Source organism: Arthrobacter sp. AOP36-C1-22, from assembly GCF_052377515.1.
Classification (GTDB): Bacteria; Actinomycetota; Actinomycetes; order Actinomycetales; family Micrococcaceae; genus Arthrobacter_H.
Genome location: NZ_JBQSWW010000013.1, coordinates 15,826 through 32,274 on the forward strand (window position 1 = coordinate 15,826; position 16,449 = coordinate 32,274).

14 protein-coding genes are annotated in these 16,449 nt (G+C 65.8%); 6 read left to right on the forward strand and 8 right to left on the reverse strand.

Annotated features, from left to right (window positions below; translation table 11 throughout):
- The first annotated feature begins 19 nt into the window (after window positions 1–19).
- Window positions 20–1,168 carry a cell division protein ZapE gene (zapE, locus tag ACT3S6_RS08960; protein ID WP_444554667.1) on the forward strand — a complete coding sequence of 383 codons (1,149 nt, stop codon included), beginning with the start codon at window positions 20–22 and terminating at the stop codon, window positions 1,166–1,168.
- A complete protein-coding gene (locus ACT3S6_RS08965; protein ID WP_444554668.1) occupies window positions 1,165–1,851 on the forward strand; it encodes a peptide deformylase in 687 nt (228 codons plus the stop codon). The genes zapE and ACT3S6_RS08965 overlap by 4 nt, the downstream gene beginning before the upstream one ends.
- A gap of 20 nt (window positions 1,852–1,871) precedes the next feature.
- On the opposite strand, the gene ACT3S6_RS08970 is transcribed toward ACT3S6_RS08965, so the two are convergent.
- Window positions 1,872–3,977: a prolyl oligopeptidase family serine peptidase gene (locus tag ACT3S6_RS08970; protein WP_444554669.1), complete on the reverse strand. Its 2,106-nt coding sequence runs from the start codon at window positions 3,975–3,977 to the stop codon at window positions 1,872–1,874.
- A gap of 40 nt (window positions 3,978–4,017) precedes the next feature.
- On the opposite strand from ACT3S6_RS08970, the gene ACT3S6_RS08975 reads away from it, so the two are divergent.
- From ACT3S6_RS08975 to ACT3S6_RS08990, 4 genes are all read left to right on the forward strand, one after another.
- Window positions 4,018–4,875 (forward strand): putative RNA methyltransferase, encoded by an 858-nt coding sequence (locus ACT3S6_RS08975; protein ID WP_444554670.1) that lies wholly within the window; start codon window positions 4,018–4,020, stop codon window positions 4,873–4,875.
- A 122-nt stretch (window positions 4,876–4,997) separates the two neighbouring features.
- Complete coding sequence (locus ACT3S6_RS08980; RefSeq protein ID WP_444554671.1) at window positions 4,998–5,465, forward strand: NfeD family protein; 468 nt, start codon at window positions 4,998–5,000, stop codon at window positions 5,463–5,465.
- 86 nt (window positions 5,466–5,551) lie between these two features.
- A complete protein-coding gene (locus tag ACT3S6_RS08985) occupies window positions 5,552–6,478 on the forward strand; it encodes an SPFH domain-containing protein (protein WP_444554672.1) in 927 nt (308 codons plus the stop codon).
- Between the two features lie 206 nt (window positions 6,479–6,684).
- Complete coding sequence (locus tag ACT3S6_RS08990) at window positions 6,685–7,032, forward strand: RNA polymerase-binding protein RbpA (protein ID WP_444554673.1); 348 nt, start codon at window positions 6,685–6,687, stop codon at window positions 7,030–7,032.
- Window positions 7,033–7,139: 107 nt separating this feature from the next.
- Here the strand turns inward: ACT3S6_RS08990 and ACT3S6_RS08995 are convergent, their stop codons facing one another.
- From ACT3S6_RS08995 to ACT3S6_RS09025, 7 genes are all read right to left on the reverse strand, one after another.
- Window positions 7,140–7,871, reverse strand: coding sequence for a polyprenol monophosphomannose synthase (locus tag ACT3S6_RS08995; protein WP_444554674.1), 732 nt, complete (start codon window positions 7,869–7,871; stop codon window positions 7,140–7,142).
- 432 nt (window positions 7,872–8,303) lie between these two features.
- Window positions 8,304–9,920 carry an amidohydrolase gene (locus ACT3S6_RS09000; protein ID WP_444554675.1) on the reverse strand — a complete coding sequence of 539 codons (1,617 nt, stop codon included), beginning with the start codon at window positions 9,918–9,920 and terminating at the stop codon, window positions 8,304–8,306.
- Window positions 9,921–10,012: 92 nt separating this feature from the next.
- Window positions 10,013–12,859 carry a DEAD/DEAH box helicase gene (locus ACT3S6_RS09005; protein WP_444554676.1) on the reverse strand — a complete coding sequence of 949 codons (2,847 nt, stop codon included), beginning with the start codon at window positions 12,857–12,859 and terminating at the stop codon, window positions 10,013–10,015.
- 51 nt (window positions 12,860–12,910) lie between these two features.
- Complete coding sequence (gene tatC, locus ACT3S6_RS09010) at window positions 12,911–13,672, reverse strand: twin-arginine translocase subunit TatC (protein ID WP_443348524.1); 762 nt, start codon at window positions 13,670–13,672, stop codon at window positions 12,911–12,913.
- Window positions 13,673–13,720: 48 nt separating this feature from the next.
- Window positions 13,721–13,966: a Sec-independent protein translocase subunit TatA gene (gene tatA / locus ACT3S6_RS09015; protein ID WP_087001110.1), complete on the reverse strand. Its 246-nt coding sequence runs from the start codon at window positions 13,964–13,966 to the stop codon at window positions 13,721–13,723.
- 25 nt (window positions 13,967–13,991) lie between these two features.
- The gene (locus ACT3S6_RS09020) at window positions 13,992–14,354 is read right to left on the reverse strand and encodes a hypothetical protein (protein WP_087001108.1); all 363 of its coding nucleotides are present in this window, start codon (window positions 14,352–14,354) and stop codon (window positions 13,992–13,994) included.
- The gene (locus ACT3S6_RS09025) at window positions 14,351–16,408 is read right to left on the reverse strand and encodes a helix-turn-helix transcriptional regulator (RefSeq protein WP_443348495.1); all 2,058 of its coding nucleotides are present in this window, start codon (window positions 16,406–16,408) and stop codon (window positions 14,351–14,353) included. Before ACT3S6_RS09025 ends, ACT3S6_RS09020 begins: the two co-directional genes overlap by 4 nt.
- Window positions 16,409–16,449: the final 41 nt, after the last annotated feature.

Genomic DNA, 16,449 nt, shown 5'->3' on the forward strand with positions numbered 1-16,449 from the left:
AAGCACGGGAGTCGGCCCGATGAGGCCCTCTCCCCTGCCGTTCGGCCCGCGTAATTCAGTGCGGAAGATCATCGCCCGGGTCCAGGCCTCCGTTGACGCAGCAGGTGTGGAACTCGATCCCCAGCAGCAGTCCCTGGTCAGAGACCTCTCCACGGCCGCTGCCCGGGCGCTTTCACGACGCTCCAAAACGGCGTCGGTGGAGAACTTCTACATCTACGGCCCTCCCGGGCGCGGCAAGTCATGGCTCATGGGGCTGGTGCATGAGGCACTACAGAGCGAGGCCACCCGCCGGCTGCACTTCCACGATTTCTTCCGCGATCTCCATGCCTCGGCGCATAGTTCCGAACTGGCTGAGTCCGCCGGTGATACCGCCGTCGAGGTGGCACTGGACGAGTTGCTAGGGGACGTACGGGTGCTGTGCTTCGACGAACTCCACGTGCACGACCCCGGCGATGCGATGTTCTTTGCCCGCGCACTCAAGGCAGTTTTTGCCCGGGGAATCCTGCTGATCGCGACCTCGAACTATGCCCCGGACGATCTGCTGCCCAATGACTACTTCCACCACCTCTTCGAACCGACCATCGAACTGATCAAGTCACGTATGAAAGTGGTCATGCTCGACGGCGGAACCGACTACCGGGCCCGGATCACCGAAGCAGACCGCCTCTCCGGCTATGCGGCAGGGCACATCATCGTCCCCGGCACGGCGGAACAACTGGCCCAGGCAGGACTCGCGGTCCCCCACCACAACGAAATCACCGACCTCAAGCCCACGACGCACAGCTTCACGGCCCAACGTGCCGCCCATGGGCAGGCCTGGTTCGATTTCCGCGACCTGTGCGACCGCCCCTCGGCAGCCTCCGATTACCTGCACCTGGCCCGGAATTTCCACCATGTCATCATCGATGGCATCCCCGCACCGGACCGGGCCACGACCAGCGCCTGGAAGCGCCTGGCCAACCTCATCGACGTCCTGTACGACCGCGATGTGCGCACCGATCTGATTTGCGTGGATCCGCCCGACCCCGATGCGGTGGAAGGTCATCCCGTCGATGCCGCCCGGCTGGGCAGCCGGCTCATGGCGTTGCGACCGCTGGTTCCCGGGACCTCCGATGAAGATTCCCTCCACGATCCCGCCCCCTCCCAACAGGAAAGCCCGCTTCGATGACCCTGGACCGATCTGTAACTGCCGCCTACTCCCCCGGCCGGCTGGCGGATCTGGTGGGGACCATGCTCGAACGCGCCACCCGGGGAAACCACGGCACCTTGCTGCCCGAAACACTGCCGTCCATCGTCCAACTCGGCCATCCCGTGCTGCGGATGGAAGCACAGGAGTACACCGGTCAGCTGGAACCGGAAGTGTTGGAGGCCTTGCTGGAGATCATGCGGGCCACCATGCATGCCGCCCCCGGGGTTGGTTTGGCCGCCCCGCAGATCGGACTTCCCCTGCGACTGGCCGTGTTGGAGGACACCTTCGCCACCGATGCCGAGATCGCCAGGGTGCGTGAACGGGAATCGCTTGAGTACTTCGCGATCATTAATCCCCACTATCAGGCCGTGGGCACGCGGACGGCTTCCTTCTACGAGGGGTGCCTGTCCTTCAGCGGCTTCCAGGCGGTCGTCGAGCGTCCAGCCGATCTGGCAGCCACCTATACGACTCCCACCGGGGAAACCATCCAGCGCAAATTCCATGGATGGCAGGCACGGATCCTCGCCCATGAGACCGACCATCTGGACGGAACGGTCTACATCGATCGGGCGATGACCCGCAGCCTGGTGGGCGCCGAGGAATACGCCAGCCGCTGGGCCGGCGCCGATATTGCTGCCGCCCGGGCGGGGCTGGGCTTCTAGCTCCCCGGGCCCACCAACGATCAGTCGCGGGCCGGGTTCACCGGAAGGTACCGATCCCACCAGTCCAGGATCGCCTCGAAGCGTTGGCGACGGTGCCACGGCGTCCCGGCGCGGGAGAGTTCGTGGTTCTCCCCGGGGAAGAGCAGGAATTCGGTCTCGACCCCCTGCCGCAGCAACTCCACGTAGTAGCGCTGGGCCTGTTCCAAGGGGCACCGGTAATCCTCTTCCGAATGCATCACCAGGGTGGGGGTCCGCACCTGCCCGACCTTCGCCATCGGACTTTGTTCCAGCGTTGCGGCCACATCCCGCCCGGTGTACTCGTCACCGAAGAACCAGCCGATGTCGCTCGAACCGACGAAGGAGATCGGATCCAGGAATCCACGCTCCACGATCGCTGCGGCGAAACGGTGGTCGTGGGCGATGGTCCAGGCCGTGAGGTATCCGCCGTAGGAACCGCCCAACACCCCGACCCGGTTCCCATCCAGCGACGGCTCGGCGGCGACCGCACCATCCAGGAAGGCCAATACGTCCTGCAGATCGACGGTGCCCATGGCCTCCTTGATGGCCAGGCCGTGGGCACGGCCGTAGCTGGCGCTGCCCCGTGGGTTGCACTGCAGTACCGCGTATCCGGCCCGTGCATAGACCTGAGCCTCGTCGAAATAACCCCAACCATATTGGGCGTAGGGGCCACCATGGATGTTCAGCAGCACCGGGTGGGGGCCCTCGCCTTCGGGCAGATAGAGCCAGCCATGGACCGGATAGCCGTCGGCCGAAGGCACGGTCAGTTCATGTGGTGCGCTGATGCGGGTCTGCTCGCGCAACGGAGCGGCGAAATCCGTCAAGGCAACCACTCCGCCGTCCTGCACCAGGGCGATCTCCCCGGGGGTGGCCGGGTCGGTATAGGACACGACGACGATGTCCGCGGCCTCCGAAACCCCGGTCACCTCCAGCGGGCCCGAAACCAGGATCCGGGTCGCACCGGAAGCGTCGATGACATGGAGTTCGCTACTGCCCCGCACCCGGGCCAAGGCGGCGACCTCACCGGAGCCCACGGGGAAGAGGCCTCCGCTTTCGCTGTAGTCGAGTATCTGCGGATCGGTCAGGAGGGTGGGTTCCGCCGCCCCGATCTTTTCGGTGGGCAGGACATGGACGGCGGCACTATGAGCCACGAAGTCGGTGCCCGACTCCCCCACCTTGCTACCCAGCAGAAACAGCTTCTCCCCGTCGCGGCTGAAGGTCGCTGCGTCGTAAACAGTATCGCCCGACGGTGAGCCGGCCACCAATTCGACGTCGGGTTCTCCCGCTGCCGAGGTGTCCACGTCCTCCACCGGGACCCGGTGGATCATCGAGCGCAGATCCGCATCGGCTCCGTGATGCAATGCCGCGGTGAAATACAGGTGCTTGCCATCGGGCCCGAACTCCGGACTGTTGCAATCGGCATCGGCGGGGGTGAGCAGGCGCGTCACCGGGAAGCCCTCGGCCGGTGCCTGGCAGGTGTGGCTGTCCCCCTCTACGTTTTCGCGGGCCGCGGCGGCTTTCTGGACGGTCTTAGCTGCCCGGCCCACGGGCTTGATGAAGGGTTCGGCGTCGGGGGCCGGGACCTCAATGAGGTGGATCCCGTTCCGGCGGTCGTTGCCGAATCCGAGCCCGTTGAACCGGTACTTATATCCGGTGATCCGGCGTGGGGCCTCGGCCCCGGCGCCCACCCCCTCCACGGTGCCGTAGCGTCCTTCCTCGGGGGTACGGCTGCCGAAGGCCACCCGGCGGCCATCAGGGGAGAAGACGAACTCCGACACCCCCAGATGGCGGTTGGTGATCACCCGGGGTTCACCGCCGCGGGCGTCGACGATGGCCAACTGCGGGACGCCCTCGCCATTGGGGCGCAGGAAGGCGATCAACCGCCCGTCGGGCGAGAACCTGGGCTGGGCATCCGAGGTCCCGCGGGTGATCCTCCGCGCGGGGCCCGCGGCGCTGCCGTATTCATCAAGCTCGATCAGCCAGAGCTGCCCCACCCCGGAATCGGCGTCGAAGCTGGGCCTGGTCGCCGCGAACACCACCCGGCGACCGGCCGGGTCCAAAGCGGGGGCGGATACAGTGGTCAGGAGCTCTAACTGATCTGGTTTCACCCCGTGAGCGTATCTGAAAGACTTATTGAAGGAAATAGCCATGAGCGATGATCTGGTCCCCCTGCGCTGCCCGCTCTGCGCCGGGACCCTGGCAGCGGCTTCCTCCGGGGAGCGCACGCTCACCTGCCCCACAGGGCATCGCTACGATGCCGCCAAGCAGGGCTACTTCAATCTCCTGACCGGCCGGGGCACCTCCTTTCGGGAAGATACGGCCGCCATGGTCCAGGCCAGGGCCTCCTTCCTGGCTGCCGGACACTACGAACCTTTGGCCGACGCCCTCGCCCAGGAGGCCCTGACGGGATTTCCGGACCGGGTCCCGCGACTTCTCGATGCCGGCGCCGGAACGGGGTACTACCTCGACGCGGTGGCCTCGGCCCTGGCCGGATCCCGCGGCCAGAGGCCGCCCGCCCTTGCGCTGGACATCTCCCGGTACGCCATGCGGCGTGCCGCCAGGCTTCCCCGGACCCGGGCGCTGGTCTGGGATCTCTGGCGTCCGCTTCCGGTTGCCGACGCCGGCGTCGATCTCCTGTTGAACGTCTTTGCCCCTCGCAACGGCAAGGAATTTGCCCGCGTCATCGCCCCGGGCGGGCTGGCCCTGGTGGCCACTCCCCTGCCCGGACATCTGGCAGAAGCCACGGTGCCCCTGGGGCTGCTCGGCATCGCGGCAGGGAAGGACGAGTCCGTGGCCGCGGCGGTGGGCCCGGAATTCGAGGCCGTCCACACCCGGGAAATCCGTTCCTCGCTGGAGCTTTCCACGGACGACGCCGTCCGGTTGGCCACGATGGGCCCGGCGGGCCACCACCACGATGACGCGTCGACCCGCTCCCGGTTGCAGACCCACCCGATGCCGGCCCGGGTCACCGCCGCCTTCCGCCTGCAGGTGTTTCGCCGTCGATAGCGCGCGGACCAGCGGAAGGACTCGAACATACCTCCCAAGGGTGACGATCCCACCGGCACTCATCATGCAAGATGGTAGGACCGAGGGTGGCAAGCGCCCTCCCAACGCATGCGGGTGACGAAATGTTCGAATGGGTCCTCGAGAACAGTTGGGTCTTCTGGCTCGCACTGTTCCTGATCCTGGCGATCATCGAAATGATGTCGCTGGACCTGTACTTCATCATGCTCAGTGCCGGCGCACTCGGTGGGGTCGTCGTGGCCCTCGCCGGCGGAGAATTCTGGCTTCAGGCCCTGGCCTTCTGCCTCGTTTCCCTGGCCATGATCCTCTTCATCAGACCGATCGCCCTCCGGCAATTGCATAAGGGCCCCGCCGACCGGCTGACCAATGTCGATCGCCTGGTCGGCCAGGACGCCCTCGTGCTCGAACCCACCACGAAACTCGGTGGCCGCGCCAAGATCGGCGGAGAGACCTGGAGCGTCAGAAGCCAGGACGACGCCGCGTTGGCTCCCGGGATGTACGGAACCGTCGTGAGCATCGATGGAGCCACGGCGTACATCACGATGCGCGCCGCGGAACCACACGAGAACTAGTACTTCGACACGGCCGGAGAAGGAAACATCCGGATCTGGTCAGTCCAATGCCCTGCGAAGGGCCATAAGGAAAAGAGGAACCATCAATGACAGGCCTAGGCATAGTCCTGGCAGTACTCGCGGTCTTCGTGATCATCGTGCTCCTGCGATCGGTACGCATCGTCCCGCAGGCGCGGGCAGGCATCGTGGAGCGGCTGGGTAAATACCAGCGCACGCTCGGACCGGGCCTGACGCTGCTGATCCCATTCGTGGACCGCCTGCTGCCGCTGTTGGATCTGCGTGAAAACGTCGTCAGCTTCCCGCCGCAGCCGGTGATCACCGAGGACAACCTCGTGGTCTCCATCGACACCGTCGTGTACTTCCAGATCACCGAACCGCGGGCGGCCACCTACGAGATCGCCAACTACATCCAGGCGGTCGAACAGCTGACCACCACCACGCTGCGTAACGTCGTCGGCGGCCTGAACCTCGAAGAGGCGCTGACCAGCCGTGACCAGATCAACGGCCAGTTGCGCGGCGTCCTGGACGAGGCGACCGGCAAGTGGGGCATCCGCGTTTCCCGGGTGGAGCTCAAGGCCATCGACCCGCCGCTGTCCATCCAGGACTCGATGGAGAAGCAGATGCGCGCCGAGCGTGACCGCCGTGCCGCCATTCTGACCGCCGAAGGCACCAAGCAGTCCCAGATCCTCACCGCCGAGGGCCAGCGTCAGGCTGCCATCCTCGCGGCCGAAGGTGACGCCAAGGCCGCCATCCTGCGCGCCGATGGTGAAGCCCAGGCGATCGAGAAGGTCTTCGACGCCATCCACGCCGGAAACCCGGACCAGAAGTTGCTGGCCTACCAGTACCTGCAGACCCTTCCGAAGCTGGCCGAGGGCTCCTCGAACAAACTGTGGATCATCCCCAGCGAGGTCGGCGAAGCCCTCAAGGGCATTGGTGGGGCCTTGGGCAACTTCACGGACGGTGACGATTCGGCCGGCGCCGCCACGGCACCGGGCGCCCCGAAGCAGCCCTAGGTTTCCACGGCTGATAACACCAGATGGTGGGGCACGGAGGGAACACCCTTCGTGCCCCACCTCGTTAAACGACAACGTGGGCTGGCAACGCGTATACTGGTGTCTTTGTGGCTTCCGCCAAGGGCTCAGGGGAATGATTACCCCACCCCAGGCGTTGTAAACAGTGGATGATGCCGAAGAGCAGCAGAACGTAGTAGGGAGAAAACATGAGCGATCGCAGTCTGCGTGGAATGCGTTTGGGCGCACAGAGCATGGAGACCGAAGCCGGGGTGGAGCCGGCACCGCGTCAGCGCGTGGAGTACCGTTGCGCCGATGGGGAGCAGGTTTTCGTGATGTTCTCCACCGAGGCCGAGATTCCCCTCTCCTGGGTCTCCAAGACCGGCAAGGAAGCACTCCTGGTCGACGGCGAACTGCCGGACACCTCCAAGGACAAGCCGGTCCGTACCCACTGGGACATGCTGCTGGAGCGCCGTTCCATCGACGAGCTCGAACAGACCCTCAAGGATCGGTTGAATAAGCTCCGCGCCGGCCGCGGCGAGAAGATCGAAGCCTAACCGCTCGTCGAGCTCGACCGGACGCACAAAGAATAAAGAGGCCGGTTTCCGCACCTGTGGGGTGCGGGAACCGGCCTCTTCTCATTCCACGGCACGGTGGGACGATCTCACAGCTTTCCGGTCAGCTTCCTCCAGCGGGCACCCAGCCCCCAGCGGGTGACATTGAGCATGGCCTCGACCACGATGTTCCCACTCATCTTCGATACCCCGAGTTCGCGTTCCACGAAGGTGATCGGGACTTCGACGATCTTCTTGCCCATCAGTGCCACCCGGAAGGTCATGTCCACCTGGAAGCCATAGCCCACGGATTCGATGTCGTTGAAATCCAGCGCTTCGAGGGTCTCCCGGCGGAAGGCACGAAAGCCCGCGGTGATATCCCGGATGCCCAGCCCCAACATCAGTCGGGAGTAGGTGCTGCCGGCCAGGGAAATGAGCTTGCGGTAGGGCGGCCAGTTCACGACGCTGCCCCCACGGACCCACCGGGACCCGATGACCAGGTCGGCCCCCTGGGTGTTCAGCGCCTCGAGGAGGCGAGGAAGCTGTTCGGGCTGGTGGGATCCGTCCGCATCGAGTTCGACGAGCACGTCATAGCCCTGTTCCAGGCCCCAGGTGAATCCTGCCAGGTAGGCGGCCCCGAGGCCTTCCTTGCCCTTGCGGTGCAGCACATGGACCTGCGGGTCCGTGGTTCCCAGGTTCCGGGCGAACTCACCGGTGCCATCGGGGCTGTTGTCATCGACCACCAGGACATCCGACTCCGGGACGGATTCGCGCAGACGCTTGATCGTGATGGGGAGGGACTCGATCTCGTTATAGGTCGGAATGATGGTGATTACCCGCACGCGGTTTTACCCTTCTGAACTGTCTCGGCGGCCCCCCAGGGGCCTCGATGCGATCCCTCGGGACCTTCGGACACGACTGCGGACCAACGGTCCACTCCCCCGCCGGTGGACCGGGTGGGGAAAAGCCAATGACCAAGTATACCGTTCACCGACCTGAGGGCACGGAAAGACCCCGGGAACTTCGGACCAAAAAGAGTGCATTCAAGCACAAGCAATTTGTTTTCTACTGCTCCCGGGGCCAGACCTTTGTTTATTTGCCGTGATGCCGACTCGACGTTGTAGGACTCCCTACCATCGCCGTTGAGAATCCACCCTATCGGCTCAGATCGCCCTGTCAACTGAAGTCTGACTAGCATTTTCAGGCGTACCACCTAGTCAGGCCCGGAGCGTCGCGACACCCTTTCCGCGCATCGGAAATCGCCGGGGCGTCGCTCACGCACGACGGAAGATGCTCCGTCCCCGACGTACCGTGCCCAGGCAGGTCGGCAGGGAGTCCTCGAGCACGGGAAGCATCGGGGTCCCGGCCCGGGCGTCGGTGCTCCAGGAGGACACCCGGGCGTCGGGGGTCTGGACCGCCAGTTCGGAGGCCGCCCAGATTGCGAAGGTCGCCTCCGAGCCCGGGACGAGCTGACCGGCCAACGGGTCCGGATCCCCGAAGCCCCGGTAGCCGGCCCGCGTATGGGCGACGAAGGCGGCCCGTGCCGAGATCCGGGACGATTCGGTGTGGTGTTCAAGACACGCCTTGACGGTGGCCCAGGGGCTCATCTCCGTGACCGGGCTGTCGGAGCCCAGGCAGACCGGCACCCCTCTGGTCAGCAGACGGCCGACTTCATTCATCCGCGCCGAACGTTCACCCCCCAGGCGTTGTTCGTATTGGCCATGGGGGCCGCCCCAGAGGGCATCGAAAAGCGGTTGCATGGAGACCGTGACCCCGAGTTCTAGCCAGGTGTCGATCGCGGTCTCGTCCAGCATCTCGGCATGTTCGATCCGGTGGCGACCCCGCTGGATGGCCGCGATCCCCAGCCGGTCGGCGGCCAGCCGGAACCCGGCCACCGCCTCATCCATGCCGGCATCGCCAATGACGTGGAACGCGGCCTGGATACCGGCTTCGGTGCAGGCCTGGACATGGGTGGCGATCGTTTCCGCGTCCAGATAGAGACAGCCGCTGGTGGAGGGGGCGTCGGCATAGGGTTCGCGCAGGGAGGCGGTCCGGGAGCCCAGCGAACCGTCGATGTTCAGGTCCCCGCCGAGCCCGGCCATCCGTGGACTATCGAAGTCATCGAACAGGCTGCGGGCCTGCTGTGCCGTGTCGACGGTTTCGGCCCAATAGATCCGCACCGCCGGCAGGTCCTCGCCCTCGGCGTCGAGCAGGTCGTTCAATGCCGAGACATCCGCGCGGGTCCCGATATGCGGGGCCGCCATTTCGGCGACGGCCGCGTAGCCGTGGGAGGCCAGATGCTGCAGGGCCCGGCGCTGGTGGTCGGCGCGGGATCCGGCGTCAAAGGAGAGAATGTGCTCCCTCACCCGGGTATGGGCTTCACGCACGGCCACGGGGCCGCCGTCCCAGCCGTCGAGACCGTGGATTCCGGCAGCAGCAGCCAATGCACTGCTGACCAGGCCCGAATGAACGTCGACACGGGTCAGATACACCTCCCGGCCCGGAGCCGCCGTGTCCAGCTCCTCCACCGTGGGGGTCCGGGCCTCGGGCCAGGTGCTCTCATCCCACCCGGCCCCGATGACCGGGCCGGGCCGGGTGGCGGCCCGTTCGGAGACCGCGGCGAGGAATCCGTCCACCGAGGTACAGCCCGACAGGTCCAGCGAGGCCAGAGCGACGCCGGTCTCGGTCAGGTGGGCGTGGGAGTCGACGAAGGCCGGAGCCACCAGTGCCCCGTCCAGGTCGACGATCTCCATCCTCTCGTCGATCAGCGCGTCCGCGGCCGCCTCCTGGCCGACCCAGGCCACGGAGCCTCCATCGATGAGCATTGCCGTGGCGAATGGATCCGCGGCGCTGTAGATGGCTCCGTTGCGGTACATGACCAGTGCGGGCATGTGTACTTCCTTCCCTGCAGGAGGGCGGCCCGACGGCTCGCCCCCAAAGTGGTTCTTGATGCCCGGTGGTGGTTGGCCTGCCGGAAGCGTGCCTAGTCGGCGACGCTGGAGTAGGCCACCACACCGCGACGCACGGCGTCCACCGCTGCCCGGCACCTCCCGGCCAGCACCGGGGACAGGTCCGGGACCTTGGCCAACTGGTCCAGGGTGTCGATGACCTGTTTGGCCCAGCGCACGAAGTCCCCGGCCGCCAGGTCGGTGCCGCGCAGGCAGTCCTTCAGGTCCTTCCCTCGCGCCCACAGGTACATGGGCCAGACGAGGCCGGAATCCGGCTCGCCCGTCTCCGGGAGCCGGTTGGCTTCCTCCAGGTCGGTCAGTTCGGACCAGTTGCGTACCGCAACCGTCCAGGCTTCCTCGACCTGCCGGCTGGGCATCTTGGGATGCCCGGCGGAGGACTCGCGTTTGGCCTGGTAGACCAGCGTGGTGACGAACCCCGCCAGCTCGGCGGCCCCCAGCTGATCCATGCAACCCGATTCGAGCACCAGGGACGTCAACAGGTCGCGTTCGCCGTAGATGCGTCGCAACCGGTTCCCCGAGGCCGTCGTCACCAGTTCCCCGTCCGGGGAACCTCCCTCGGGAAGGGCCAGGTAGCCGTAGTGTTCCAGGATCGTGCACACGCGGTCGAAGGTCTTGGCAATGGTATTGGTCCGCCCGGAGATCTGGCCCGAGAGCCTGTCGGTTTCCGCCTTGAGCTTCCACCAGCGTTCGGCCCAACGGGCGTGGTCCTCCCGTTCGGAACAGCCGTGGCAGGGATGCCGACGCATTTGCCGACGCAACTCGGTGATGCGGGCTTCCTGCCGGTCGGTGCCCGGGAAGTCGAAGCCGCTGGCCCCCCGACGAGGTGGCCGCTGTTCCTGCAGCGCATTGCGCAGCGAGGCGGCCAGGTCCTTGCGTTCCTTCGGCGTGCGGCCGGTGAAGGACTTCGGGATGCGGATCCGTGAAATGACCTCGATCGGGCCGTCCAGGTCCTGGACCCCGACCCGGCGGACCTGGCGGTCCTCGGTCAGCACCGTCGGACGGGGATCACGCAGCGAATCGGAGACGGCGATGATCACGCAGCGTCCCAGCCGGCGCGGGCCGGCCACGTCGATGACGTCGCCCGGGACGACCTGTTCCAGGGATTCCTCGGCCGCCGACCGACGCATCCGGTGGGCGGTGCGCGACGCATCCTTTTCGGCCTGCCCGAGTTCCTGACGGATCCAAGCATATTCCTGGAAGTCCCCCAGATGGCAGGCCATCGATTCCTCGTAGCCGGCCATCGATTCCTGGCGGCTGCGGACCTGCCGGGCCAACCCGACCACCGAACGGTCGGCTTGGAACTGGGCGAAGGAAGATTCCAGGATGGTGCGTGCCCGCCCCATCCCGAACTGTGCCGAGAGGTTCAGCGACATGTTGTAGGTGGGGCGGAAGCTCGAGTTCAGCGGGTATGTCCGTTTGGAGGCGAGACCTGCCACCGCCGCCGGATCGGTGCCCGGCTGCCAGAGCACGACGGCATGGCCCTCGACGTCGATGCCGCGCCGACCGGCCCGACCCGTGAGCTGGGTGTATTCGCCGGCGGTGATCGAGACATGCGATTCCCCGTTGAATTTCTCGAGCTTCTCCAACACGACCGACCGTGCCGGCATGTTCACCCCCAGGGCCAGGGTCTCGGTGGCGAAGACCGCCTTGACCACCCCGCGGGCGAAGAGCTTCTCGACGACTTCCTTGAAGATCGGCAGCAGCCCGGCATGGTGGGCGGCGAATCCTCGCAGGAGGCCTTCACGCCACGACCAGAAGCCGATGACTTCCAGATCACCCGCCGGAATCTCCCGGGCGACGGCGTCAATCTCTTCTTCGATGATCCGCGATTCGGCCTCGGTGGTGAGGAAGAAACCGGTGCGCACGCATTGGGCGACGGCGGCATCGCAGCCCTTACGGGAGAAGATGAAGAAGATGGCCGGCAGCAAACCCGACTGGTCCAGGGAGAGCACCATTTCGGGGCGGGATACCCGATGCTTCTGGGGAGGTCCCGAGGTGTTGCGTGGCCCGGCGTGGCCTCGTCCCCGTCGTTGGGCACGACCGGCACCGCCACGGAATTGATGTCGTTCCTCGCGTTGGGCCAGGCGGGTCAGCTCGGGGTTCACGGCAAGGCTGCCTTCACCGTCCTGATCCTCCAAGGCTGCAGCCTGGTCGAAGGCGAGATTCCCGGCGAAGAGGTCCAGGAGTCGCCCCCCGACCATGACATGCTGCCAGAGGGGGACGGGACGGTGTTCGGTGACCACGATCGCCGTGTCCCCGCGGACCGTATCGAGCCAGCCGCCGAATTCCTCGGCGTTGGATACCGTGGCGCTGAGCGAAATGACCTGCACGCTTTGCGGCAGGTGGATGATGACTTCTTCCCAGACGGCGCCGCGGAACTTATCCGCCAGGTAGTGGACCTCGTCCATCACCACGTAGGCCAGACCGGTCAACGTATCGGAGTCGGCGTAGAGCATGTTGCGCAGGACCTCGGTGGTCATCACGACGACGTCGGCTTCACTGTTGATGGAGGTGTCCCCGGTGAGCAGACCCACCCGGTCGTGGCCATACGTGGCGGCAAGTTCGTTATATTTCTGGTTGCTCAGCGCCTTGATCGGCGTGGTGTAGAAGGCCTTCATGCCCCGTTGCAGTGCACAGTGGATGGCAAATTCGCCCACCACGGTCTTGCCGGCCCCGGTCGGTGCAGCGACCAAGACTCCGCGGCCTTCTTCCACGGCCCGGCAGGACTGGATCTGGAAGTCGTCGAGTTCGAATTCCAGGCTCCGGCGGAACGCGCCAAAGTGGGTTTTTTCCTCGGCCGCGCGTTCACGCCACGCGGCGTACTGCTCTGCTGGAGAGCCCATGCCTGACCACCCCTTCATTGGTTTGTCGTCTCAGGGGACGGAATCAGCCTACCCGGGCGTAACCGGCGCCTAGTCGACGGATTCGCCGTTGGCGATCAACCTCTCGTTTTCGGCTTCCTGTTCGACCCTGCGCTTGGCCCGGCGCTTGTCGTTGATCAGGCAGAACACGGTGGCGGCGGCGAAAAGCACCAGCAGCGGCCCGGCCAGCACGAACATCGTCAGGGCGTCACCTCCGGGGGCTGCCATGGCCGCCACCAGACAGATCAGGAAAACGGTGATCCGCCAGTTTTTCACGATCAGTTTGCCGGGCAGGATGCCGACCATGTTCAACCCCACCAACAGCACCGGGATGATCATCGAGATCCCGAAGGCGATCAGTAGGCGCAGCACGAAGCTGAGATAATCCTGCACGGTGATGAGGTTGACCGCGATATCGGGGGTCAGCCCGAGGAAGAACAGCAGGGCATGCGGCAGCACCCAGTAACCCAGATAGATGCCCAGCAGGAACAGCGGGACCGCGACACCGATGAAGGCCAGTGCTGTCCGCTTTTCCTTCTTCTTCAACCCCGGGACGATGAACGCCCACAGTTGGTAGAGCCATACCGGGGAGGCCATGATCAGGGCCAGGAACAACGACACCTTGATCATGATGTCGAACGGAGAGACCGCTGTGTTGAAGTTCGCGGTGCCTCCGGCGTCCTTGAGCGGCTGGAAGAGCAGGCCGAGCACCGGCTGGTAGAGGAAAAAACCTCCGACGGCAGCAACGAAAAGTGCACCGAGGGAAATGAAGAGCCGGTTACGCAGCTCGATCAGGTGTGCCTTGAGCGCCATCCTCCCCTCGGGGTTGGATTTGCGCCCTGTCTTTTCCGTCACCGAAAACTAGCGCTTGGGGCCGCGGTGTTCCGGGTCCACGACTTTGCCCTCATAGGGCTCCTCGGTGGCCGTCGGGTCCTGGGGTTCCTGCGGATCCTTCGGGTCATCGTCCTTCATCTGGCGGACTTCGGATTTGAAGATACGCATCGACTGCCCGAGAGAGCGTGCCAGCCCGGGGAGCTTGGGGGCACCGAAGAGAACCAGTGCCAGCACAACGATGATGACAATGTGCCATCCCTGTAGACCACCCATGGGGGAACTTCCTTTCGTCTGGCTCTCAGTCTACGTCACGCCGGTACAGGTCGCCTACGCGCTGAGCCTGCCCGCGGGCACGTTTTCCGGCGATTCTCCGCTCACGGCGGGCACTACGGCGGGCCTGTTTGCCGTCGTCATATTCTTGCCTGGCTTCCTCACGGGAACGGAAGAGGGCGTCGGCCCCCGAAGCTGGTCGGTCCCGGCCCCCGAGGTCCTCTTCCAATGCTTCCCCCGGCGGCAAGGCCAGGGCGTCGCCCGCCGCGCTCACGTCATCGAACATGACCATGAACTTGCGATAGAGGTGCAGGGCGCACAGCGCCAGGAACACCAAGGCAGCCAGGGCCAGAACGGTCCAGAGCAGGGTCCAGAACCACCAGGGCATCATGCGTTCTCCTTGGTCAGGGGGTGGGGTTGGCGCGTTTCGTGGGCGCTCAGGGCGGCCTGCAACCAGGCGCGGGTGGTGTCAGCGGCAGCGTCCGGTGCGATCACACGCATCCCACCACCGTGTCGGGCCACCAACCCGGGTAGGAGTTCCGGGGACGGGACGCCGACCTCGGCCACCAGGGTTCCGTCCTTGGCTTTGGCGCTTTGGTAGGGCGCGAATTCTTCGACGAGCCGGTGCAGTCGCGGGGCGAAACCCAGTTCGACGGCGACGTCCTCGGGTGCCGGGGTGTAGAGGCTGCCCTCCCCCACCGCATGTTTTCCAGCCTCCCGGGTGAACGTCTCACCGGTGGCCTCGGCGGACAGGATTCGATCCAGCCGGAAGTTCCGTGACCCCTGGGAGCTCCGGCACCAGGCCTGGACGTAGGTGCGCCCACCGTCTTCGAGGAGGCGGATTGGTTCGATGCTTCGTTCGCTGATCTCGTCGCGGCTGGGCTGATGATACCGCAGCCGCAGGATCCGGTCGGCGGCCACGGCAGCGCTCACCGTGTCGCGGACGAGCGAGGACTCGGTGGCCGCCAGCCGCGCCGAGGCGATCTGGTCGATATCACCGAATTCGCCGGCCGCCTGACGCAGTTTCCGGAGCGCCCCGCTGGCGGCACTGCGGTCCGTATCGCCGGGCAGGTCAAGGATCGTTTGCAGTCCGACCAACAACGAGAAGGCTTCCAGGAGGTTCATCCGGATCGGTGCCGCGAGACCCTCGGCGTTGACGATGGAGACCCGGTCCCCTTCCAGATCGACGTCGATCAGTTCATCGGGGAGGCCGTTGGGAACCCCGCAGAGCTGGATCATGGTCAGATCCTCGATGAGACGGCGACGGCTCAACCCGAAATGGGCTGCCGTGTCATCGAGCAGTGGGGCCCCCTCACGGACGACGTAGGCGATGATGTCCAGCGCCCGGGCCACGACGTCGGAGGAGGAAGGACGCCCACCTGGGCGGGCCTGCCCGAAGGTGTAGGCGGGCACCGGGGCGTTCTGCGCTTCCCAGGCTCCCCTCAGGCGACGCGCGACGGCGGCGCGCAGGCCTTCGGGCCGCAGCACGGCAACGGCAGGACCGAGTTCGGCGAGTTCTGCGCTGAGCGCTTCGTCGTCCTGGTAGTCGAAGCTGACGGTATCGGCACTCTCCTCCGATGCCTCCATCGGCCCCAGGTCCTCCGGGTTCTCTTCCACGGTGGGCTCAATCGCCCGGCTGCGCAGGGCCAGTCCCCGGCCCGGGGCCAGCTTCACGGTGGCCCGTTGGCGGGCCGTTTCGGGGTCCAAACCATCCAAGACATCGGCAACCCGAAAACCATCGGGGCGTTGTACCGTGCCCGGCCGGCGGGCAATTTCCGAGTAGATCCTGGAGAGCCTGAAGATGCGTTGGCCCTCACGGTCACGGTCCCAGCCCACGAGGTACCAGTGACCGAAGCGGCTTCCGATGCCCCACGGTTCGAGGGTGCGCACGGCGGCCTCTCCCGAAGGTGAGCGGTAGCTGAAACGAATGGGGGAACGATCCCAGACGGCACTGAGCACATCACGGAAGGCGGCATCGGCTGCATGCAGCCGCGGTTCGAAGGTTTCGAAGGAGGCTCCGGCGGCGTCGGGGCTTCCGACGGCGGCTGGAGAGAGCCGGTTGAAGGCCCGGTCAGCGGCGGAGGCTATCGTCGGGTCCTTCCAGACCCGGGCCGCCAGGCCGAGCGCCATGGCTTCCTCCGGGGCGAAGGAGACCGGGGGCAGTCGGTATTCCTCGGGCCGGACACGGTAGTGCGTCTCTTGACGGTCGTTGCCGTAGTAGCTGTCCCCGGTCAGGGATTCCAGCGGGACGCCCAGGACCCGCAGATCGCTCTTATCGCGCTCGAATTTTCGTTCAAAGGCCTCATCGGACAGATCCTGGTAATCATCCACGATCCCCCGCAGCTCCGCCCGTGTATAGCCCCGTCGACGGGACATCAGGGCATAGGTGAGGCTGACGAGTTTTTCCGTACGCGATGGCGCACCCGGGTTACGTTTGGCAGACACCCCGCCTACGTTACTAGAAAGCACGACGGCGCCGCCCCCGG

Coding starts and splice junctions, on each gene's coding strand:
- zapE (WP_444554667.1), top strand. CDS start 20: ATGAGGCCCTCTCCCCTGCCGTTCGGCCCGCGTAATTCAGTGCGGAAG.
- ACT3S6_RS08965 (WP_444554668.1), top strand. CDS start 1,165: ATGACCCTGGACCGATCTGTAACTGCCGCCTACTCCCCCGGCCGGCTG.
- ACT3S6_RS08975 (WP_444554670.1), top strand. CDS start 4,018: ATGAGCGATGATCTGGTCCCCCTGCGCTGCCCGCTCTGCGCCGGGACC.
- ACT3S6_RS08980 (WP_444554671.1), top strand. CDS start 4,998: ATGTTCGAATGGGTCCTCGAGAACAGTTGGGTCTTCTGGCTCGCACTG.
- ACT3S6_RS08985 (WP_444554672.1), top strand. CDS start 5,552: ATGACAGGCCTAGGCATAGTCCTGGCAGTACTCGCGGTCTTCGTGATC.
- ACT3S6_RS08990 (WP_444554673.1), top strand. CDS start 6,685: ATGAGCGATCGCAGTCTGCGTGGAATGCGTTTGGGCGCACAGAGCATG.
- ACT3S6_RS09000 (WP_444554675.1), bottom strand. CDS start 9,920: ATGCCCGCACTGGTCATGTACCGCAACGGAGCCATCTACAGCGCCGCG.
- ACT3S6_RS09005 (WP_444554676.1), bottom strand. CDS start 12,859: ATGAAGGGGTGGTCAGGCATGGGCTCTCCAGCAGAGCAGTACGCCGCG.
- tatC (WP_443348524.1), bottom strand. CDS start 13,672: ATGGCGCTCAAGGCACACCTGATCGAGCTGCGTAACCGGCTCTTCATT.
- tatA (WP_087001110.1), bottom strand. CDS start 13,966: ATGGGTGGTCTACAGGGATGGCACATTGTCATCATCGTTGTGCTGGCA.
- ACT3S6_RS09020 (WP_087001108.1), bottom strand. CDS start 14,354: ATGATGCCCTGGTGGTTCTGGACCCTGCTCTGGACCGTTCTGGCCCTG.